Origin of the sequence: Streptomyces tailanensis (assembly GCF_008386495.1) — a bacterium.
GTDB lineage: Bacteria > Actinomycetota > Actinomycetes > Streptomycetales > Streptomycetaceae > Streptomyces > Streptomyces tailanensis.
In genome coordinates, this window is the sequence record NZ_VTHJ01000100.1 from 1 (window position 1) to 21,262 (window position 21,262).

15 protein-coding genes and 4 pseudogenes are annotated in these 21,262 nt (G+C 70.4%); 8 read left to right on the forward strand and 11 right to left on the reverse strand.

The annotated features are described in order from the left end of the window. Positions 1 to 131: 131 nt before the first annotated feature. The 4 genes from F3T56_RS42760 to F3T56_RS42775 form a co-directional block, all read right to left on the reverse strand. Positions 132 to 1,745 carry a CpaE/TadZ family protein gene (locus F3T56_RS42760; RefSeq protein ID WP_149830878.1) on the reverse strand — a complete coding sequence of 538 codons (1,614 nt, stop codon included), beginning with the start codon at positions 1,743 to 1,745 and terminating at the stop codon, positions 132 to 134. A 202-nt stretch (positions 1,746 to 1,947) separates the two neighbouring features. Next, on the reverse strand, positions 1,948 to 2,682 hold the full coding sequence (gene cpaB, locus F3T56_RS42765; protein ID WP_149830879.1) for a Flp pilus assembly protein CpaB: 735 nt from the start codon (positions 2,680 to 2,682) through the stop codon (positions 1,948 to 1,950). 85 nt (positions 2,683 to 2,767) lie between these two features. After that, a complete protein-coding gene (locus F3T56_RS42770) occupies positions 2,768 to 3,640 on the reverse strand; it encodes a hypothetical protein (RefSeq protein ID WP_246204585.1) in 873 nt (290 codons plus the stop codon). Positions 3,641 to 3,958: 318 nt separating this feature from the next. Then, the gene (locus F3T56_RS42775) at positions 3,959 to 5,218 is read right to left on the reverse strand and encodes a DUF1266 domain-containing protein (protein ID WP_149830881.1); all 1,260 of its coding nucleotides are present in this window, start codon (positions 5,216 to 5,218) and stop codon (positions 3,959 to 3,961) included. Between the two features lie 489 nt (positions 5,219 to 5,707). Between F3T56_RS42775 and F3T56_RS50375 the strand changes: the two genes are divergently transcribed. The 3 genes and pseudogenes from F3T56_RS50375 to F3T56_RS42795 form a co-directional block, all read left to right on the forward strand. Further along, positions 5,708 to 5,872 carry a hypothetical protein gene (locus F3T56_RS50375; protein WP_425473741.1) on the forward strand — a complete coding sequence of 55 codons (165 nt, stop codon included), beginning with the start codon at positions 5,708 to 5,710 and terminating at the stop codon, positions 5,870 to 5,872. After that, positions 5,869 to 6,068 (forward strand): annotated as a pseudogene (locus F3T56_RS42785) (hypothetical protein); the annotation flags it as partial. The gene F3T56_RS50375 and the pseudogene F3T56_RS42785, both read left to right, overlap by 4 nt. 22 nt (positions 6,069 to 6,090) lie before the next feature. Next, a pseudogene (locus F3T56_RS42795) lies at positions 6,091 to 7,041 on the forward strand (type IV secretion protein Rhs); the annotation flags it as partial. Positions 7,042 to 7,242: 201 nt separating this feature from the next. On the opposite strand, the gene F3T56_RS42800 reads toward F3T56_RS42795, so the two are convergent. Beyond that, a complete protein-coding gene (locus tag F3T56_RS42800) occupies positions 7,243 to 7,749 on the reverse strand; it encodes a hypothetical protein (RefSeq protein WP_149830882.1) in 507 nt (168 codons plus the stop codon). Between the two features lie 131 nt (positions 7,750 to 7,880). On the opposite strand from F3T56_RS42800, the gene F3T56_RS42805 reads away from it, so the two are divergent. Both F3T56_RS42805 and F3T56_RS42810 read left to right on the forward strand, forming a co-directional pair. After that, complete coding sequence (locus F3T56_RS42805; RefSeq protein ID WP_149830883.1) at positions 7,881 to 8,390, forward strand: SigE family RNA polymerase sigma factor; 510 nt, start codon at positions 7,881 to 7,883, stop codon at positions 8,388 to 8,390. A 105-nt stretch (positions 8,391 to 8,495) separates the two neighbouring features. After that, entirely contained in the window at positions 8,496 to 9,809 is a 1,314-nt protein-coding gene (locus F3T56_RS42810) for a hypothetical protein (protein ID WP_149830884.1), read from the forward strand. 98 nt (positions 9,810 to 9,907) lie between these two features. Here F3T56_RS42810 and F3T56_RS42815 read toward each other — a convergent pair whose 3' ends face one another. From F3T56_RS42815 to F3T56_RS42825, 3 genes are all read right to left on the reverse strand, one after another. Next, on the reverse strand, positions 9,908 to 11,266 hold the full coding sequence (locus tag F3T56_RS42815; protein ID WP_149830885.1) for an Nramp family divalent metal transporter: 1,359 nt from the start codon (positions 11,264 to 11,266) through the stop codon (positions 9,908 to 9,910). Between the two features lie 229 nt (positions 11,267 to 11,495). Then, positions 11,496 to 11,906, reverse strand: coding sequence for an ATP-binding protein (locus tag F3T56_RS42820; RefSeq protein WP_149830891.1), 411 nt, complete (start codon positions 11,904 to 11,906; stop codon positions 11,496 to 11,498). 281 nt (positions 11,907 to 12,187) lie between these two features. After that, on the reverse strand, positions 12,188 to 14,737 hold the full coding sequence (locus F3T56_RS42825) for an ATP-binding protein (protein WP_149830886.1): 2,550 nt from the start codon (positions 14,735 to 14,737) through the stop codon (positions 12,188 to 12,190). Between the two features lie 444 nt (positions 14,738 to 15,181). On the opposite strand from F3T56_RS42825, the gene F3T56_RS42830 reads away from it, so the two are divergent. Further along, complete coding sequence (locus F3T56_RS42830; RefSeq protein WP_149830887.1) at positions 15,182 to 16,573, forward strand: M14 family metallopeptidase; 1,392 nt, start codon at positions 15,182 to 15,184, stop codon at positions 16,571 to 16,573. 69 nt (positions 16,574 to 16,642) lie between these two features. Here F3T56_RS42830 and F3T56_RS42835 read toward each other — a convergent pair whose 3' ends face one another. The 3 genes and pseudogenes from F3T56_RS42835 to F3T56_RS42845 all read right to left on the reverse strand — a co-directional run bounded on the left by F3T56_RS42835 (position 16,643) and on the right by F3T56_RS42845 (position 18,529). Continuing rightward, complete coding sequence (locus F3T56_RS42835) at positions 16,643 to 17,275, reverse strand: hypothetical protein (RefSeq protein ID WP_149830888.1); 633 nt, start codon at positions 17,273 to 17,275, stop codon at positions 16,643 to 16,645. An 85-nt stretch (positions 17,276 to 17,360) separates the two neighbouring features. Next, positions 17,361 to 17,771, reverse strand: a pseudogene (locus F3T56_RS42840) (RidA family protein). Next, a complete protein-coding gene (locus tag F3T56_RS42845) occupies positions 17,768 to 18,529 on the reverse strand; it encodes an IclR family transcriptional regulator (protein WP_149830889.1) in 762 nt (253 codons plus the stop codon). Before F3T56_RS42845 ends, F3T56_RS42840 begins: the two are co-directional and overlap by 4 nt. A gap of 153 nt (positions 18,530 to 18,682) precedes the next feature. Between F3T56_RS42845 and F3T56_RS42850 the strand changes: the two genes are divergently transcribed. Both F3T56_RS42850 and F3T56_RS42855 read left to right on the forward strand, forming a co-directional pair. Then, positions 18,683 to 19,954, forward strand: a complete 1,272-nt coding sequence (locus F3T56_RS42850) for an alanine racemase (protein WP_149830890.1) — start codon at positions 18,683 to 18,685, stop codon at positions 19,952 to 19,954. 104 nt (positions 19,955 to 20,058) lie between these two features. Then, a pseudogene (locus tag F3T56_RS42855) lies at positions 20,059 to 21,201 on the forward strand (N-acyl-D-amino-acid deacylase family protein); the annotation flags it as partial. Positions 21,202 to 21,262: the final 61 nt, after the last annotated feature.

Here is a 21,262-nt window from a genome sequence, read left to right on the forward strand (position 1 = left end):
CGTACGGGGTTCCGCGAACTCGGCACCTCTCCCCGCGTCCATACGCGGCCGCCCCGCCGTACGGGGTTGCGTGTGACCGGTGTCGTCGCTGGGCGGGGGCTTCGGGGGGCGGAGTGCGAGGGTGAGCGGGGTCATTCCGTGTCCCCTTCCAGGGCTGCGCCCGCCTCGCCGTTGACCGTCCAGCCGGCGTCGAAGCCGGGGAAGAAGAGGGGGACGTTGGCCTCGACCTCGGCTCGCATGACGGGGCCCTCGGCGGCGCAGTTGACGCTGGTGTCTGCCCAGGCGCCGGGGAGGTTGGCGGTGCCCGCGGTCTCGCAGGCGCCCGCGACGTCGCCGTCCACCGCGAACGCGGCTGTGGCGGCGCGGGCGGCCTCGTCGGCGGCGTTGCCGACGAGGGAGTACGTGTAGCCGTAGAGCGCGGCCTGCCACAGGATCGTCATGACGACCAGGAGGAGGGGGAACATCCCGGCGAATTCGAGGGTGACCGAGCCGCGGTCGCCGCCCTTGCGGCGGAGGACGAGGGCGCCCCGATCGGCGGAGGCCCTGCGGCGGCGGCCACCACCGCCCTCCGGAGCCGTGACCAGTTCGAGCTCCCCCGCCAGCGCCCACAGGGCCTGTTTGACGGTGGAGCGGGCGTCGAGGTCCTGGAGGCGGCCCGCGTCCACCACCGACTGGAGGTCCTTGAAGGCGGCGGGGACCGCGTTGCGGGCGGCCCTCGTGCCGGTGACCTTCTCGACGAGGGACGGCTGGATCTCCGTACCGCGTGAGTGGCGGTTGACGACCGTCAGGGTTTCTTCCGCCTTGCGGATCTGGAGGCGGTCCCAGAGGCGGACCATGCGTTTGGCGGCGCGGATGGCGACGACGTCCGGAGTGACGAGGAGCAGGGCCTGGTCGGCCATCTCCACGGCCGCCGCGGTCGCCGAGTTCATCTGTGAACCGCAGTCGACGATCACGACGTCGTGGCGGGAGCGGAGCGTGGCCAGGACCTGGCGGGCGACCCGGTCCGTCACCTCCTCGCCGCGTTCGCCCTCGGCGGGGGCCAGGAGCAGGGCGATCCCGGTCTCGTGGGCGTACACCGCCTCCTGGAGGACCCGTTGGTTGATGTCCGTGATGCCGGCGAGGTCGGCGACCGAACGGCGGAACTGCACGTCCAGGTACGAGGCCACGTCCCCGGACTGCAGGTCGAGGTCGAGCAACGCCACCGTACGGCCCGACGCCCGTGTCGCCAGCGCGAGTTGGACCGCCGTGACCGTGGCGCCGACGCCGCCCTTGGCTCCGCTGACCGTGACGACGGTGCCGCCGGGGCCCGTGTACAGCTCGGGCGTACTGCTGCCGAGGTGGCGGCGCATCCCGGCCGACCAGGCGGCGGCGGCCTGGACGCGTTCGGCGAGGGCGTCGTAGGAGAGGGGGAGGTTGACGATGCCGCGGGCGCCGGAGTCCATGGCGGCGGTGAGGACGCCGGTGCTGGTGTCGGAGGTGACGAGGACGACGCCGACCGCCGGGAACCGCAGGACCAGGTCGCGGACCAGGTCCAACGCGGGGACGGGGCCGATCCGTTCGTGGACCAGCACCACCTCCGGCAGCTCGTCCAACGACTCGGCGGCGAGCCGCGCGAGGGTGTCGAGCAGGGCGGTGGAGTCGGACACGGGCGGCGCCGGTTCGGCGTCGGCCAGCTGGCTGAGCAGGGTGGTGAACGCGCGGGCCGAGTCGATGTCCCCGACGGCGGGGAGGATGCGGATGGTCATCGGCACGGCCCCGTTCCGGTGGGGGTGAGGGTGACAGCGGTGGAGCCGGGAGGTGCGGCGGCCGCTTCAGGCGCCTCTGCCTCCCAGATGCGCCTCCTCCTCAGCAGCATGCCCAGCCACGTACCCGACCGCACACCCAGTCGCAGGGGCATTCGACACACCCTCGTTCGAGGCATCGTCGTACGGCCATCCCGTACCGACCTCATCGCGCGGCCTCCTGCTTGTCCTCGTCGAGGGTGTACGAACGGTCGTCCGGTTGGACCACGGTGGCTTCGCCGCCGCCCGCGACCAGGGCCAGCCGGACGTGCTCCGCGAACGACTCGGCGAACGCGACGCGCTGGGCGTCGGCGGTGTCGAGGGCGAAGGTGATCGGGACGGCCTCGGTCGCCGTACGGCGGCGGTCGCTGCTGGACTGGTTCGGTTCGAGGGGGGTGAGCTTGCCGACGTCGATCACGCGGGCGTCGGCGACCATCAGCTTGGACGTGTCCTTGCCCGAGTCGCTGTCCTTCTCCTCGAACGTGGCGTAGATGTTGACCCGCGAGCCTGGGTTGATCTTCCCCGCGACACCGGTCGACGCGTCGATCAGGATCGCGATCTCCTGCTGGCCGGGGTCGAGTTCGGGCCGGTCGACGATCATGTCGGACTGGAGCAGCGAGCCCTTCTCCAACTGCGTGACGGCGATCTTCCCGCGGATCTGCCCGAGATCGGTGACCGCCGTCTCCGACAGCCACCGCTCGGGCATCGAGATCGCCTCGAACTGGCTCGCCGTCAGCTCCTTGTACGGCGCGATGTCCTTCTTCAGCCGGTACGCCGTCACCTCCGGCCCGACCTTCGAGTTCACGTCACGGATCACCGAGAGCACTCCGGCGAAGGCGGCCAGGGCGCACAGGGCCGAGAGGACCAGCAGGATGACGCCACGGCGCTGGCGTGAGTTCATGCGCGTGCAACCTCGATCGGGGCGGGGGGCGGACGGGATCGGGCGGCTGGGCTGCCTTACGGGCTGTGCAGTTGTCGTACGTCTGTCATGTGGCCCCCCGCGGCAGCGCTCGGACCGGGGGTGCGGGTTCCGGTTCTCGTAGCGGGGCCGCGCAGAAGCCGCAGCGGTCGCCGATGAGTTCCAGTCCGCACCAGTGGCACGTCTCGCGGCGTACGGACGACACGAGCTGGTAGAGCACGGAGACGTCGGAGAGCCCGGCGGCGAACTCGACGAGCTTCCCGGTCCCCCACCAGCGCGTGGACCCCTCGGGCAGCGGCACCGTGGCGACGGCCTGCACCTGCCAGGCGGGCGCGAGCGTCACGGTGACCCAGTCGGACGGCGGCTGTGGCCCCTGGGCGACCAGCAGCCGGGTGCCGAACTCCGGCCCGGCGAGCGGTTCCTGCGCCGCACCGAGGCGTACGAGCTGGGGGCGCGGCCCCGCCAGTACGGCGAACTGGGCGCCCGGCACCCATGACTTGGCGTGCGACTTGAGCGTGACCGGCACCCGATCGAGCTTGGCGACCGAGCCGAGGAGGGCGCCGGCGTAGATGTAGTGCGCGAGGAGGCGTACGGAGGAGGCGAGCACCCCCGGGCTGAAGTCGCACATGGACAGCTGGCGCAACTGCTGGGCCAGCAGGGCGGTTCCGAGGGGCGGCAGATCGACGCCGAGCAGCGCGATGCGGTCGCTCTCCAGCACGGAGCGCACGGTGTGCAGCCGCCGGGTGACCGCCCGCTCCTCCGGCGTCGTCCCGGCGCGGGGGTGGAGGGCGATGACGTAACCGTGCTGCTCGATGAGCGCGTGCATGCCGAGCAGGGAGCTTTCGAGGGTCTCCTGTGGCTGTACGACTGCGGGCGGGGTCTGCCGGTCGTGCGGTGGGAGCACCAGATCGGAACTGGTGACGGCTATCGCGGTCGGCACGCTGCACACCACCCCGTTCACTGCGGCGGGGGCGGTCGACCACCGCCGCAGATGGCCCCTGTGAGGTCTGACGTCTGACGTGTGCGTCGACGTCTCTCCTGCATCGTCTTGCATCAGCACCATATCCACGGCATGCCCCTATCAACACCGAATCTTCTTGATCGACTCACGGAAGGTGGGGGCCGTATCCACACAGAGTGAGACGCATATGCCTCAACTCGGCAGCCGGGAGCGGGGGTTGGGAGCACCCGGACGGGTGAACGGGGCTCACGCGGAAGTATTGACGGCCGCTGTGGCGCACATCGACGCTGCTGTCGGCTACCGGAACGGGATGTTGAGCCAAGGGCTGCCGGGATCCGACATCAGAATCCGGTGGGCGTCGACCATGTCCGTGTACCACTCGCCGAACTCCTCCTCGTCGAAGTGGAGGCAGCGGCCGAGGATGTAACCGGCGGAGAAGTCCTGCCAGGACCGGTACTCAAGGGCTGACTTCCGCCCCGTCTCGATGACGGCGACCTCGGCCTCCCGCAAGGTCCCTAACCTCGCGCCGAGACCCCATCGGGCCATCTTGGAGGCACGGCCGAGATCCCACGCTTCGACGGACGGAACGTACCGCCCCTCGTCGAGGACCCCGTCGGCGCGCATCCGGGCCTCGTAGCGGGTGATGCGCCCGATGAGCCGCTGTACGCCCTCGATCCGCGCCTCGGTCTCCGACTCGGGACGCGGATCGGTCTTCGTCACCCCGTCGGGGCCCAGCACGATCGATCCACCGGCGTTGGCGCGCAGCACGTTCGCGGCGGCCTGCTTCCAGTACGCCACGTCGACGTGCCCTCCGAAGTCGCGCGCGATGGTGCGGCGCAGCCCGAGGGCGAACTCCCAGACGGAGCTGGACGCTTCACAGGCCAGGAGGCTGCGGAGGTGGTACTGCCACTCCTCCGGCGTGGTGATGCCCCACCATTCGCGGAGGCGTCGGCGCTCACCGTGATAGCCGGTGCCGTGCCAGGCCATGGCGTTCCACAGGGAGCCGTTGTTGACGCACAGCAGCGCGCCGCAGGCCAGCCCATGGGCGACGGGGCCGTGCAGGGGACCGCCGACCCGGAGCGCCCGCAGCGCGGCCGAGTTCGAGGGACGCCCCACCCGGTCGGAGTGCTGCGCCCAGGCCGCGGAGTGCGGAGGCGCGGCGGGCAGAAACGCCTCGCACGGACTTCCGGGATTGACCACGATCATCGGCGGATCAGCAGGCACCCACACACGAGCGAACCACCCCAGCGATTCACGGCTGAACACTCGCTGCGGCTCCGGCGCGGGCAGCATCCCCTCGGTGAACACCGCCCAGACCCGCCCTCCCACGACCCGCCGATCGTGCCCGAACACGGCATACGTCTTGCTGGGCGTCGCGTCCGCCCCGTCCCGCTCGATCTCGAAGTAGATCCAACTGCGCGCCAGCACATCGAAGTAGGCCGCCCAGTCCCCCCGCCCCTTGGCCTCGAACAACGCCTCCTCGACAGCGGTCGGCGCGATCCAGTCGGCCGGCGCGGCAGCCGGCCCGAACCCCGCGGGCGACGGCCCGAACGACATGCTTCCCCCTCTTGACTACGGGCTTCCTACAGGGCGTTCTGCGCGACGGCAAAGGCACCGGCGTTGCAGCCCGCAGTACGCCAATGCGATGATCGCACGCATGCCTGAGCGGGGGTCAGTCGACGGCACGGCAGACGGCGTACGCCGGTCGAGGATCGCCGACTACGCGAACATGACCATCCCTCAGAAGTCGTAGCCGGACCTGGACCCGCCCTCTGTCGGCTCCCCGCCTCCGACGCGCCCCTCGTCCACCGTCGCCGACGCGAAGCCGCCGCCCTGCTCGGCGAGTTCCGCCGTACGGCGGTCCTCCTCCCCCTCTCCGACGACGGCTCACCCCTGACCGCCGACTTCGGCGGCATCCGCTGGATCTACGCCTTCTCGGACGAACCACACCTGGCCCAATTCGCCATCGCAAGGGGCGAAGACGCACGGGAGTGGACGTACGACCGCGTCCTGGGCGCCCGTCTGCTGGATGTGGCGATCCCGGCCATGCCGGTGCCGTACGGAGTGGCTCTGGACGTCGGCAGCGACGGCGAGGGCGCGCTGTTCCCACCGGTGCGGGGCATCGTGCCGGACGCGGCGGCGGTGGACGGCGGTACGACGGACCTGCCCGATGCCGACCGGACTGACAAGAACGGGAAGTTGCCCAGATGAACGACGGTGGCGGCGGTGGCGGCGCCAAGGACCTCCAGGTCGAGGGCCTGGCCCTGATCACCGAGGGCATCAACCTGGCGATGCCGGAACTCCGCGAACTCGGCATGATCGGCGAAGCGAGCGTGGGCTGCGGCTTTGCCGATCTGGCGCGTCCGGCCTGGAGTTGGGGCACGGCGGACTGACGTCGGCGCTCGACCGAGCCCGGCGACGCCGGCACCCTCGGCCACACGACCACGTTCCACTACGACGAGGCCGGCAATCCGACCGTCGTCGTACGCCCCGACGGCCCCGACGGCCGCGAGGCGAAGGCCGAATACAACGAACTCGGCCTGCCGGTACGGGTGGTGAACCCGGACGGCACGGTCATCCGCCGGACGTACGACGAACGGGGCAACCGAACGTCGGTGACCGGCCCGACGAACCACACCCACCCACTTCACGTACGACGCATCGGGCCACCTGACCGCCGTGACGGACCCCCTCGGCCACACGGCAATGATCCGTTGCGACCGCGCCGGCCTCCCTCTGGAGATCACGGACCCACTGGGCGCGGTCACCCGCTACGAGCGTGACCCCTTCGGCAGACCCGTCGCCGTCACAGACCCCACGGGTGCGGCGACCCGGTTGGAGTGGACGATCGAGGGCCGCCTCGCCCGCCGCACCGCCGCCGACGGCACCACGGAGTCATGGACGTACGACGGCGAGGGCAACTGCAACACACACCAACCCCATGGGTGGCGTCTCGCACTTCGAGTACACCCATTCCGACCTGCTGACGGGCCCGGACGGGCCCGGACGGCGTACGCCACGAGTTCGAACACGACCAGGAGCTACGGCTGACGAAGGTCACCAACCCGCAGGGGCTGACGTGGAGTTACGAGTACGACGCGGCGGGCCGCCCGACGTCCCGCACGAACGCGCTCGGCCAGGTGGTGTCGTTCGAGCGCAATGCTCTGGGCGAGGTACTCCGCAAGAACGCGGCGTGCGACGTCACCACGTACGCCTACGACATGACGGACCAACTCGCCCAGGCGACAGGCCCGGACGGCACGACGCTGACGATCCTGCGCGACCGCTTCGGCCTGGTGCGCTCGGAGACGGTCGACGACCGCAAACTGACGTACACGTATGACGATCTGGGCCGCCGAACGGGCCGCACGACCCCGACCAACCCGTACTACGGCAACGCGGCCCCCTTCGGTGCTTTCGCCGACGTGACGGGTCACGGCCGCTGGTCCAGGTCTCGTTCGCCGAGAAGCTCGTACCCGTCGAGCGGCGGACCGTCACACCCGAGGCGTTCACCACGATCGCCGGATGGCCGTTGCTGCCTCTTCACGTAACCCGTCCCGACGCCGAGCGTCCAACCGCCCCTACCCCATCGGCCGGTAGTAGCCGAGCACATGGGCCAAGTGCCCGAACCACTGGTGGAGTCGTTCGCGGGGCTTGGCCTCGACCGTGCACTCGTAGAAGCGACCGTCGAGGAGGATGACGGCGACCATGAGCGCCTTGGCGTTGGGGCTCGCCTTGTAGTGGACGCTGCGGACCTCCGGCCAGGGGAAGTCGATGGATATGCCGTGGTCCTCGAAGGCGACGCCGGAGGCGTCGACGACGATGGAGTTGTGGCGGTCGACAGCCAGGAACTCCGGTCCCTCGGCGGCCGGCGCCCCCGCCCCCGGGTACCCGTAGGGCTGCGGCGGCTGGGCTGCCTGCGGATAGGCGTACGGCTGCTGCGGCGCCCCCGGTGGCGGGCCCTGCGGAGGACCCTGGGGCGGGCCCGGCTGCGCGTACGGCTGGGGCGGTGGGCCGAAGCCGGGCGGTGGGGCCACGGGTGGGGGCGTCGGCGGCTGTGGCTGACCGTCCTGGCCTGGCTGCTGCATGGTCCTTCGTCCCCTGTGTCTGTCTCAGCGTGATGCGTACGGCACCGTATCCCTCCCGCCCGTGAAACATTCCCCGGGGGCCACCGCATCAATGAAGTGAGAAGCCGGAGCTCACCCAGGGGGAGCCACAGATGAGACAAGTCCGCGCGGACGGTTATCAGGAGTTCGCGGCGGCGCGCGCGGGGCATCTGTACCGCTCCGCGTGTCTGCTCACCGGCGGGGACACCCATCTCGCCGAGGATCTGGTGCAGGAGACGCTCGGGCGGTTGTACGTGAAGTGGGGGCGCGTGCGGCGGGCCGACAACCCGGCCGGGTACGCGCAGACCGTGCTCACCAGGACGTTCCTCGCGCACCAGCGGCGACGCAGCAGCAAGGAGCGGGCCACGGATGTGATCCCGGACGTGCCCGCGGCGCCCGGATCCGACGCGTCGCTGCGCCTCACCCTCGTCGAGGCGCTGGCCCAACTGCCCGCCAAGGACCGGGCCGTGGTCGTCCTGCGCTACTGGGAGGACCGGTCCATCGAGGAGACCGCCGCGGCGATGAACGCCAGCTCGTCGGCGGTACGGACGCGTTGCGTGCGCGCCCTCGCCCGGCTGCGGGTGTTGCTGGGGGACGGCATCGGTGAGTACGTCACTCCCTGAGCGGTGAGTACGTCCCTCCCTGAGCGCCTTCAGAACGCCGACCGGCATCAACACGCAGACTCCGGCACACACACTCCGGCCCAGACCCAGAAACGGCGGTTCATCATGCCCATTGACCAGCACGAAGGCCCGTACGACGACCCCTTCGAGTGCAGGCTCGGCGCCGCCCTGCGCCAGGCCGGCGGTGACTTCGACACCGATCGGCACGCCCTCGTCAGCGGCGGTGCCGTACGCGGCCGGAGGCTGCTGTTCCGGCGCCGGGCGGCCGTGCTGGGCGGGGTCGCCGGGATCGCGCTCGTCGGGGTGAGCGGGGCGCTGCTCCTGCCGGGCGGCGGGGGCACGGGCGGTGAGCAGTCCGTGGCCGCGCGGCCCTCGCTGCCGCCGGTCAAGGACGACGACGGCAAGGTGTCCGGCGCCGACCTCATCCGAACGCTCAAGGACCTGCTCCCGCAAGGGGAGTTCAGCAGGGAGGAAGCGCGGGGCGCGGACTCGGAGCTGGGGCCGTACGTACAAGTCGTGTTCGACGACGGGGACGGCGGGGCGGCCGTGCAGGTCGGGCTCGGGCGGATCGAGGCGGACAGTGAGCAGGCCCGGCAGCTGACCGAGTGCCCGGACAAGGCGTTCGTCGAGTTCGACTCCTGCGAGGAGAGCACGTTGGACGACGGCTCGCGGTTGATGCTCTTCCAGGGCTACGAGTACCCGGACCGCCGCGTGGACACCAAGTTCTGGCATGCGGAACTGGTGACCCCCGACGGTTACGAGGTCAGCGTCATGGAGTGGAACGCCGAGGCTCAGAAGGACGCCCCGGTCACCCGGGACGAACCTCCCTTGTCCCCCGCGCAGTTGAAGACGATCGTCCTGGACGGGGCTTGGCGTAAGGCCATCGACGCCATTCCGGAGGACGCGAAGGTGCCCGAGGAGAAGGAGACGTCGTCGACGGAGTCACCAGAGTCCGGTTCCACCGGCGGCACCTCCGTCGACCCGCCGACGGTCGCAGGCGACGCGATCCAGAAGACGTTGACGGGGTTGCTGCCGGAGGGGCCCGAGGTGGTGTCGAAGGGCGGTCAGGAGACCGACTTCGCGTATGTCGTCCTCGACGACGGCAAGGGGCAGAGCCTGGTGCAGATCAATGTGCAGCCGGGGATGCAGGACCTGGCCGACACGCTGTTCGGGCCCGACGCCGAGACCCTCCCCGACGGCACGATTGTCACCACGCAGCAGGGACCCGGGGAGAAGGGCGGCGCGGGCGTCGTCATGTGGACCGTGGACACCCTCCGCACCGACGGGCTCCGCGTCGTGATCAGCGCCTTCAACTCCGGCGCCCAGCACACCGCCGCGACCCGCGACACCCCCGCGCTCACTCTGGCGCAGCTGGAGGAGATCGCCACGAGCGAGAAGTGGAAGACGCTCGTCGGCTAGGCCGAGGGCGTTGGGGGCCAAGAGGGTTGGGGGCCAAGAGGGTTGGGGCCAAGAGGGTTGGGGCGCATGCGTCCCAACCCCCTCCCCCACTCTCTGTGCTAGAAGAAGTCCGCCCAGTCCTGGTCCCAGATCTGCTTCACGGCCAGGATCAGGAAGAGCAGGCCGGCGATCGCGAGCATCGCGTTGCTGACGAGGCCGTTGCGCCATTCCCTGGGTGTGCGGGAGGAGTTGAGGAGCCAGAGGAGGGTGCCGGCGAGGAAGGGGAGGAAGGCGGCGCCGAGGACGCCGTAGAGGATGATCAGGCGGAAGGGCTGGCCCTGGAAGAGCAGGATGATGGGCGGGAAGGTCAGCCAGAGGAGGTACGCGCGGAAGGGCCAGGACCGTTCGCGCGCGCCGGAGGCGACCTCCGCGCCCTTGACCTCGCTCTTCTTCCGGTAGCGCGCCACGAAGTCCGCGAACATCAGACTCACTCCGTGCCAGACGCCGATGAGCGAGGTGTACGAGGTGGCGAAGAAGCCGATGAGGAAGAACTTGGCGGTGGCCGAGCCGTACTCGTCCGCCAGGATGTCGCCGAGCTGGATCAGTCCCTTGTCGCCGCTCGCGATGGCGACGTTCGCGGAGTGCAGCAGCTCGGCGCCGACGAAGAGCATCGCGATCACGAAGATGCCGGTGGTGGCGTACGCGACCCGGTTGTCGAGCCGCATGATCTTCATCCAGCCGGTGTCCGTCCAGCCCTTGGCGTTGACCCAGTAGCCGTACGCGGCCAGCGTGATCGTGCCGCCGACGCCGCCGATCAGGCCGAGGGTGTTGAGGATCGAGTCCTCCTCGTCGGGCAGGACGGGGAGCAGACCCGCCACCGCGTCCGCGAGGTTGGGCGTGACGCGGATCGCGAGGTAGACGGTCACCACGAACATGACGCCCACGAGGACCGTCATGACCTTCTCGAAGACCGCGTACTTGTTGAACCAGACGAAGACCAGACCGGACAGTCCGCACAGGACGGCCCACCACTTGAGGTCCATGACGTCCGGGAACAGCGCCTGGAGCGGCAGGGCGCTGGACGACATCGCGGCCGCGCCGTACACGAAGCCCCAGATCACGACGTAGACGACGAAGAACCACGTCGTCCAGCGGCCGAGGCTCGCCCAGCCGTCGAAGAGGGTGCGGCCGGTGGACAGATGCCAGCGGCCGGCCGCCTCGGCGAGGGAGATCTTGACGAGACAGCCGATGACGGCCGCCCACAGCAGGGTGTAGCCGAAGTTGCTGCCCGCGATCAGGGTCGCGACCAGATCGCCGGCGCCGACGCCGGTCGCGGCGACGACGATGCCGGGGCCGATGTACTTCCAACTGGACTTGCGGGGCGCCGAAGTGCCCTTCCCGGAACCGGAGCTGGAGCTGGAACCCGAGCCGGAGCCGGAGCCAGGGCCGGTGGCTGTGTTGTCCGTGGTGTCCGCCATGCGGATCAAGAAAGCGTAAAGACGGGGTGGACACAAGAGGGCGTGCGGTGAAGGAAAACGGCGGTGATCTTGATGATTCCGGGACGGTACCCGTAATCGCCCCGCGCGTGGTCGATGATGGCCGTACCACTGGTTCGGACGGGACGGGCCCCGGCGGCTGGGCGTGCCGCCGGGGCCCGGGCTGTTGTTCCGGGGCGGCCGAGAGGTGCGGCTCTCCGGAACTCACGGGCTACTTCGGCTGTCGCCGACCACAGCCGTCCAGCCCGCACGTGCCGAGCTCGAACCACACGGTCTTGCCCGGCCCGTCCTGATGGCAGCCCCAGCGCCCGGCGAGCGCCTCCACCAGGAACATCCCTCGGCCGCTCTCCGATATCTCCGTGGCCTGGCTCACCCGCGGTGGACGGCCGTCGGCGTCCGACACCTCGCACCGCAGTACGCCGTGGGCCGCCGACAGAGTCAGCTTCAGCCGACTCTCGGCGTGCACCAGGGCGTTGGTGACGAGCTCGCTCACTAAGAGTTCCGCCGTCTCGGTCTGGTCGAGGAGACCCCAGCCCTCCAACTGCCTGCGCACCGCCGCACGCGCTTCCGCGGCGGCGGTGGGACGGGGGTCGTACTCGACGGTCAAGTGGCCCGCACCCATGGGCGGTTGGGGGTACGAGGCGAAATGGGGGCCGGAATCCGGAAGGAGCCCCCCGGAGAGTTGCAGCATGCCTCCAGAGTTGCCCGGCCGGGGGCGCCGCACACGGGGAGGAATACCTGATTCCCAGGGTGCATATACCTGTTTTCCGCCCGGGTACGTCCGTAAATGGCGGAGTAAAGAGGTTGATAGGAAGTACGGGGCCGTGTGCGGCATACGCTCCACCGTGGCCGCCGCGCGCATGGGCCCGGCTTCACGCGCATGGGTCCGGCTTCGTTCCGGCTTCAGCGGCGGGCCGTGAGGTGGGTCTGGGCCGTCGCCCATGCGGCGATCTGGCTGCGGTTGTGGAAACCGAGTTTGCTGAGGATGCGCTCGACGTGACCCTCGGCGGTGCGGCGGGCGATGACGAGCCGGTCGGCGATCTGCTGGTTGGCGAGGCCTTCGGCGACGAGAAGGGCGACTTCCGTCTCACGGGCGGTGAGCGGGGCGGGGGGTTCGGGACCTTCAGCGGAGGGTTCGAGACCCTCGGAGGGCTGCTCGGGGCGCTCCTCGGCGCGTTGCTGGAGCGCGTACGACACGATCTCGTCGAGGGCCATGGTGCGGCCTCTTCGGTGGGCACGCTCGAAGAGGGCCCGGCCGAGGGATCGGCGGAGGTCGGTCGCCGCGTCCGTCGGTGTGGGGCGGTGGTGGTCGGAGAGGTCGGCCCGGATGCGGTCGACGCCGCCGAGGAGGACGGCCGCGCGTTCGTGGGCGCCGCGTGCGGTCGTGACGGCGATCAGGAGGTCGAGGGTGAGCGCGAGGCCGGTGACGTCGTGGACGGCAAGCCCTCGGCGCAGCGCCTCGCGGGCGTGGGATTCCGCCCGCCGCCACTCCTTGCGCACGGTGTACGTGAGGGCCAGGGCACGGAGGGCGTACGACCGTACCCACTCCTCGCCCTGCCGTTCGCAGCGGCGGAGGGTCTGTTCGCAGACGTCGACGGCACGGTCGGTGTGGCCCAGGAGAGCGAGGGCGCGGGCGAGTTCGATACGGTCGAGGGCCTGGAGGGCCTGGAGGGCTTCGCTGCCGGGGAGTCGGCCGGGGGCGGTGCGGGTGACGGCGGCCTCGTAGTGGGCGAGGGCCGCGGGGAGGTCGTCGCCGAGGAGGAGGGTCCGGCCCAGTACGTGCTCGGCGTGCGCGGCCTCGGTCGACTCACCGAGGGTCAGGGCGAGTTCGCGGGCCTCGGTGGCGAGTCGACGGGCGCGGCGGTGGGCGTGGGTGCCGGCCTCGGGGCAGTCGGTCAGGAGGAGGCCTGCCGCCCAGAGGGCTCGGGCCCGTTCGGGGGTGGGTTCGGGGCCGGCCTCCAGGGCGCGGTCGAGCCAGTAGCGGCCTTCCCTCGGCGCCCCGCAGGCATGCCAGTAGAACCAGAGGCTGCCCGCGAGACGCAGTCCGGCCAGGGCCTCGCCGGGGGTGCTGAGGCTGAACTCCAGCGCCGTACGCAGGTCGTCCTGGTCGGCGCGGAGGCGGGCGGCGATCTCCCGCTGGTTCGGCCGGTTCAGCCGGTTCGGCTCCGACCAGGCCCGCTCGTACGCCGTCGCCCGCCGCTGCGTCCAGTCGCGCTGGCGCCGGCGGGCGGCCGCCTCCGCGCCGGGGGTTCGGCGGAGCAGGTCGAGGCCGTAGTGGCGGAGGCTGTCGAGGAGGCGGTAGCGGACGGTTCCGTCCCGGTGCTCCTCGCGGACCAGCACGGACTTGTCGACGAGACCGGCGACGGCTTCGAGGACGTCGTACGAACCGCCGTCGTACGAGCCGCCGTCGTACGAGCCGCCGTGGTGCGCCTCGCCGTCGTACGCCTCGCCGTCGTACGAGCCGCCGTGGTGCGCCTCGCCGTCGTACGCGCACACGCTCTCTGCCGTCTCCAGGTCGAAGGCGCTGGGCAGGACGGAAGCGTGGGCCCATACCGTCCGTTCCTCGGGGGTGCAGAGGTCGTGGCTCCAGTCGACGGCCGCGCGGAGGGTGCGGTGGCGGGGCGGGACGCCGGGGCTGCCCGCGGCGAGGAGGCGGTAGCGGTCGTCGAAGCGTTCGAGGCGTTCGAGGCGTTCGAGGAGCTGGTCGACGCCGAGGACGCGGAGGCGGACGGCGGCGAGTTCGATGGCGAGGGGGAGGCCGTCGAGGCGGCGGCAGAGGCGAGCCACGGAGGCGCGGTTCGCCGGGGTGAGGGTGAAGCCCGGGACCACGGCGGCGGCCCGGTCGGCGAAGAGGGCGAGCGCCGGGTGCGGCGCGGTGTCGGAGAGGTCGCCGTCCGGGTCGGGGACCGGGAGCGGGCGTACCTCCAGGAGGTGTTCCTCGGTGAGGGCCAGGCGGTGGCGGCTGGTGGCGAGGATCCGGATGCCGGTGGTACCGCGCAGGAGGGCGGCGGCGAGGTCCACGCAGGCGGGCAGGAGGTGTTCACAGTTGTCCAGGACGAGGAGGAGCCGGCGGTCGCGCACGTGCTGGACGAGGGCGTCGAGCGAGGGGCGGCGGGTTGGGGAGTTGCCGCGCGGGTCGTCACGCGGGTGCTCGCGCAGGTCGTCACGCGGGTGCTCGCGCAGGCCGAGTGCCTCGGCGGTGGCCAGGGGGACCAGGGCGGGGTCGTGGAGGCCGGAGAGGGGGACGAAGCGGACGCCGTCCGGGAAGGCGCGTTCGGTACGGGCGGCGAGGCGGGCGGCCAGCCGGGTCTTGCCGACGCCACCGGGGCCGGTGAGCGTGACCAGTCGGCTCCTGGTCAACAGGCGGCGCCCTTCGGCGAGTTCGTGATGCCGGTCGACGAAGGTGGTCGTCTCGACGGGGAGGGGGCCGCCCCTCGGTGCTGATCCGCCCATGATCAGCCAGTCCTCTGTGGTGTGGTGAGAGAAGCCGGAGGGTGGGGCTCCCCTTGTGCGGACCCTTACTGTCGCCGGGTTCGCACCTCATCGCATCTGGGGTTCACACCTGCGGGTGCACTTTCGCGGTGAGGCTTGTGGAGAGGGCTACATTGCGTACACTGCGCAGCTCGCCACCGTCGGGCCTTCCGGCCTCGCCGTCGGGCCTTCCGGCCTCAACCTCGGCCATTTTCCGGCCCCTTCCGGCCACGCGGGCCCCACGTGAGCGACCCCCACTCTTGACCAGGTCATGCCAGAGCCGCACCATGAGCGCCACACCCGCACCAGGGCCCGCCGGACACCCCACGGTCACCGGCAGGTCCGAGGCACGTCGCAAGGATCCACCCCCCGCTCCACTCCCCACTTCCGGAGACCCCGGAATCCCCGGAGAAAGTAGGAGACTTCATGCGACTCCGCATACGCGGCAGGGCGGCGACGCCCGGCGGCGCGAGCAAGAGGTCCGCGAGCAGGAGAACAGCGCGCCGCTCGGCCGCCCTCGCCACCCTGCTGGCGATGGCCCTCTCGGCCCCGATCGCCGCGACCACCACGGACGCGACGGCGACCAGCGCCGAACGGCCGAAGGCCTCGGCGGACGACATCCGCCAGTACGAAGTCCACATGCACTCGGACAGCAAGTCCCGTACGGCGCTCCAGAAGTCCGGCGTGACGGTGGACGACGCCGACGACCACACGGTCTTCATCTCCGGCCGCGCGGACCAGATCAAGAAGCTGGAGCAACAGGGCTACGAGGTCACGCCGCTCGGCGCGGTCCCGGACCGGTCGAACGGCGAGGACGACGTACGGCTCTTCGACTTCCCGTCCGCCGACTCCCGCTACCACAACTACGCGGAGATGACGAACGAGATCAACTCCGTCGTCTCGGCGAACAGTTCCATCGCCAGCCAGCGGGTCATCGGCACCTCGTACCAGGGCCGGAACATCGTCGCCATCAAGATCAGCGACAACGTCGGCACCGACGAGGCCGAGCCCGAGGTGCTGTTCACCCACCACCAGCACGCCCGTGAGCACCTCACCGTCGAGATGGCGCTCTACCTGCTCAATGAGCTGACCTCCGACTACGGCACCGACTCCCGGGTCACCAACATGGTGAACAACCGCGAGATCTGGATCGTCCCGGACCTCAACCCGGACGGCGGCGAGTACGACATCGCCACCGGCTCGTACCGCTCCTGGCGCAAGAACCGCCAGCCCAACAGCGGTTCGTCGTACGTCGGCACCGACCTCAACCGCAACTGGAACTATCGCTGGGGCTGCTGCGGCGGCTCCTCCGGTTCCACGTCCTCGGACACCTACCGGGGGTCGGCCGCCGAGTCGGCACCCGAGGTGAAGGTCGTCGCCAACTTCGTACGCAGCCGGGTCGTCGGCGGTGTCCAGCAGATCAAGGCCGGCATCGACTTCCACACGTACAGCGAGCTCGTGCTGTGGCCGTTCGGGTACACGACCGCCGACACCACGACGGGGATGACGGCCGACGACCGCAACGCGTTCGCGACGGTCGGCGGGAAGATGGCCGCCAGCAACGGGTACACGCCCGAGCAGTCCAGTGACCTCTACATCACCGACGGGTCGATCGACGACTGGCTGTGGGGCAGCCAGAAGATCTTCGGCTACACGTTCGAGATGTATCCGTCGTCGGCGGGCGGGGGTGGGTTCTACCCGCCCGATGAGGTCATCGAGCGGGAGACCTCACGGAACCGGGACGCGGTGTTGCAGCTGCTGGAGAACTCGGACTGTATGTACCGGTCGATCGGCAAGGAAGCCCAGTACTGCAGCTGAGGCCGCGGTTATGAGGTAGTCGGGGAACTGCGGGCCGGCTGTGACCGGTCGCGCAGTTCCCCGCGCCCCTTACGGGGCGCTGTCGCCGTCCTCGAAGTACGCGTCCAGGACCTCGTCGATCCTGGTCTCCCACTCCGTGTGTTCCGCCTTCGCCTTCGCCTCGATCTCGATCGGGTACCAGCGGCGGTCGGGAGTGTGGACCGTGACGGTGAAACGCTTGCCGAAGCGCGGCGACTCCGTCTCGATCGCGCCGATCTCGTCCCAGCGGAACTCGCAATCCTGGTCGTCCAGCTTCAGCCGTACGCCCTTGCTGTCGGCGACGATCTTCGCGCGGCGGTCGGACGCCTCGAAGACGGGGCCGTCGGTCGCTTCGTCGTCCGCGTCGTCGGCATCGTCCGCGTCGTCCACCTCGTTGGTGTCGTCCGCATCGTCGGTGTCGTCTTCATCGTCCTCGGACGAGTCCTTCGCGTCCTCGTCGGCGGCCTTCTCGTCGGAGGCCTCGGTGGCCTCCTCCTGCTCCGGGGCAGCCTCGTCGGCCTCTGCGGTCTCCGCCGGCTCGGCGGATTCCGTCGGCTTGTTGTCCTCCGGCTCCTCCTGCTTCTCCTTCTTCACGGACACGGGTGCCGTGAGTCCGGGGATGTGCGACGGGTCGACCGCGGCGGCGGCCAGGGGCTGGCTGTTCGAACCAATGCGCTGCTCCACAGCGGGCAGTATGGTCGACGACCCTGTGCCGGGAACAGTCGGGCCCGGCATATGTCCGCATCTGGGTTGCGCGACAGCTTGGATTTCAGGCGTCCAGCACTGCCAGCGCGTCGATCTCGATCAGCAGGCCTGCCGGGAGGCCGACGTAGACCGTCGTGCGGGCTGCGGGGGCTGCCGTCAGGTGTTCTTCGAAGTACTCGTTGTAAATCGCGTTCATTTCCACGAAGTGGTCCACGTCCGTGAGGTAGACGCGGATCATCATCACGTCGTCCTAGGTGGCGCCGCCCTCCTCCAGGATCGCCTTGACGTTGGCGAGGCTCTGGAGGGTCTGGGCGCGGAGGGTGGGGCCGGCGGTGGTGGGGGGTTGGCCCTCTGCCGCGGGGAGGAAGCCGACCTGGCCGGCGACCTGGAGGATGTTGCCCTTCTTGGCGCCGTGGGAGAACTTCGCGGGGGGTGCGGTGTGGCTCTTCGGGGTGAGGGCGATCTTTTCGGTCATGCGGGATCCTTCCCCGGAGTTCTGCCTGAGTACTCGCCGCTGATCTCGTCCGCCGTACGGCGTACCAGCGGGACCAGGGTGAGGAGTTCGTCGGCGGTGACGACGACGTTGGGGGCGGAGACCGACATCGCGGCGACGGCCCGGCCGTCGGCGCCGCGGATGGGGGCCGCGACGCAGTTGATGGACTCCTCGTGGCCGCCGAGGTCGGTGGCCCAGCCCTGTTCGCGGACCTTCGCCAGCTCCTTGAGGAAGGCGGGGGCGTTGGGGGTCGAACGGGGCGTGTACATGGGGTAGTCGAGCTTCTCCGCGAGGGCGCGGCCCTCGGGTTCGGGGAGGTCGGCGAGGAGCAGCTTCGCCACGGCAGCGACCGTGATGGCGACCGGTTTGCCGAGCCGGGCATACATGCGGACCGGGTAGCGACTCTCCACCTTGTCGATGTAGAGGACCTCGTTCTCCTCGTGGACGGCGAGGTGGACGGTGTGGCCGCACTGTTCGCCCAGGCGTACGAGGTGGGGGTGGGCGATCTCGCGGATGTCGAGGTTCTCCACGGCCTCCTGGGCGAGGGTGAAGAGGCGGGCGCCGAGGCGGTAGCGCTGGTCGGGCTGGCGGTAGACGAGGCCGTGTTCGTGGAGCGTGCGCAGGAGGCGGAGGGCCGTGGATTTGTGGACGCCGAGGCGGTCGGCGACCTGGCCGAGGTCGGCGGGGCCCTCGGCGAGCAGCGGCAGGATGCTCAGCGCTCTGTCGACGGTCTGACTCACGGGATGCGTACCTCCTCCGGGGCCTGATCGGTTTGTTGTGGTGCGGTGTTGGTGGCTCCGTTGACCCCGTGTTGGCCGAGATGTTAGACAGCAGAAATCGACATACGCAATGCGCGATGCAATATGCGCAACGCCCCTGATCAGGGAGGCTCCATGGCCGCCGAAGCCCTCGCCCGCCTGGCCGACGAACGTGTCGATCACCGCTTCAAGGGCCTCCCGCCGGACGCCGACGGCCTGACGGTGGCCGAGCTCGCCGGTCAGCGGCGGAATCTGTTCACCGGTGGGTTCACCACGCCGGTGCTCGCGCTGTCCGCCGAGCGGCTGGAGCACAACCTGGCGCTGATGGAGACATACGCGGTGCGTCATGGGCTGTCCTTCGCCCCGCACGGGAAGACGTCGATGGCGCCGCGGTTGTTCTGGCGGCAGATCGAGCGGGGGGCGTGGGGGATCACGCTCGCCGTTCCCCATCAGGTGCGTGTGGCGCGGGAGTTCGGCATTCAGCGGGTGTTCCTCGCCAATGAGGTGGTGGATGCGGTGGCGCTGCGGTGGATCGCGGGTGAGCTGGCCGCCGATCCGTCGTTCCGGCTCGTCTGTTACGTCGACTCCGTGCGGGGGGTCGAATTGATGGATGCGGCGCTACGGGGTTCCGCGCGTCCGGTGGACGTGGTCGTGGAGCTTGCGGCGGGTGAGGGCGCGCGTACCGGGGTTCGGACGGAGGCGGAGTGCGCGGCCGTCGCGGACGCGGTGGCGGGGGCCGGCACGCTACGGCTCGTGGGGGTGGCCGGGTACGAGGGTGAGGTGCCGGACGCGGATCCGGGGCGTGTGCGGGCCTGGCTGCGCCGGCTTGTCGGTCTGGCCGTCGACCTCGACAAGGCGGGGCGGTTCGCGGGGCTGGAGGAGGTGGTGGTGAGCGCGGGCGGTAGCGCGTGGTTCGATGCCGTGGCCGAGGTGTTCGCCGGGATTCCCGAACTCTCCGTGCCTGTACGGAAGTTGCTGCGGTCGGGGGCTTATCTCTCGCACGATGTCGGGCACTACCGGCGGGTGACTCCGTTCAACCGTGTCCCCGAGGAGGGCGCCCTGGAGTCCGCCTTCCGGCTCTGGGCCCAGGTGGTCTCCCGCCCGTCCGACGAGCAGGCCTTCGCCAACGCCGGCAAGCGCGACGCCGCGTACGACCTCGATCTGCCGTCGGTGGAAGTGGTGCGGGATGTCGGTACGGGTGCGGTTCGGGACGCGGAGGGGATCACGGTCACCTCTCTGTCCGACCAGCACGCGTGGCTGCGTACGGCGGCGGAGGCTGAGCTTTCGGTCGGGGACTGGGTGGGGCTGGGGCTGTCGCATCCGTGCACGTCGTTCGACAAGTGGCAGCTGATTCCGGTGGTGGAGGCGGACGGAACGGTGACGGACTACGTCCGCACGTTCTTTTAGGGGCTCTCCGGCGGAGCCGGTGCCACCAGGGAGAGACGGGTGGAATGGGTGGGTAAGCACCGCGCGGAGCGCGGGAAACGAGACGGCTCGGGCGGAGCCCGGAAGTGGACCTTGTCTTCCGTGACGCCGACGTCGTCGACGGCTCCGGCGCCCCCTCCTACCGCGCCGATGTAGTCGTGAAGGACGGCAGGATCGCCTCCATCGTCAAGGAGGCCGCCGCCGCAGGGTGTCAGCGGCCCACCGCGGGGCGTGTGATCGACGCCGAGGGGCTCGTCCTCGCCCCCGGGTTCTTCGACATGCACGCGCACAGCGACCTGGCCCTGCTGCGCGACCCGGACCACAGTGCCAAGGTCGCGCAGGGGTCACCCTGGAGGTCATCGGGCAGGACGGGCTGTCGTACGCGCCGGCCGACGAGCGGACGCTCGGCGAGGTGCGCCGGGCGATCACCGGGTGGAACGGGTACGGGGAGGACATCGACTTCGGCTGGCGGTCGGTCGGCGAGTACCTGGACCGGCTCGACCACGGCTTCGCCGGCGAGGGCATCGCCGTCAACGCCGCGTACCTCGTCCCGCAGGGCACCGTAAGGATGCTGGCGATGGGGTGGGAGGACCGGAAGGCCTCGCCTCAAGAGCTGGACCGTATGCGGGAGTTGGTGGCCACGGGGATGCGGGAGGGCGCCGTCGGCATGTCGTCGGGGCTGATCTACACGCCGGGCATGTACGCCAAGACAGCTGAACTCACCGAGCTGTGCCGGGTGGTCGCCGGTTATGGCGGCTTCTACTGCCCGCATCACCGCTCGTACGGGGCGGGCGCGCTCCAGGCGTACGAGGAGATGGTCGCCCTGACGCGGGAGGCCGGCTGCGCCCTGCACCTGTGCCCACGCCACCATGAACTTCGGCGTCAACAAGGGTCGGGCCCCGGAGCTGCTCGCCCTCCTCGACGAGGCGCTGGACGCCGGGGCCGACATCACCCTCGACACGTATCCGTACACCCCGGGCTCCACCACCCTCGCGGCGCTCCTGCCCAGTTGGGCGGGCGAGGGCGGGCCGGAGGCGGTCCTGGCGCGGCTGGAGGACGCGGACACTGCCGTACGGATCCGGCATCACATGGAGGTGGTGGGGGCCGACGGGTGCCACGGGGTGCCGGTCGAGTGGGACACCGTCGAGATCTCGGGGGTCTCCGATCCGGCGCTGGCGTCGTACGTCGGGAAGACCGTCCGGCAGTCGGCTGAGGCGCGGGGCGAGGAGTCCGCACAAGGCCGCTTTAACTCGATCGTGTGATGGTCGGCTCGCGGGCTTGCGGTGCCCT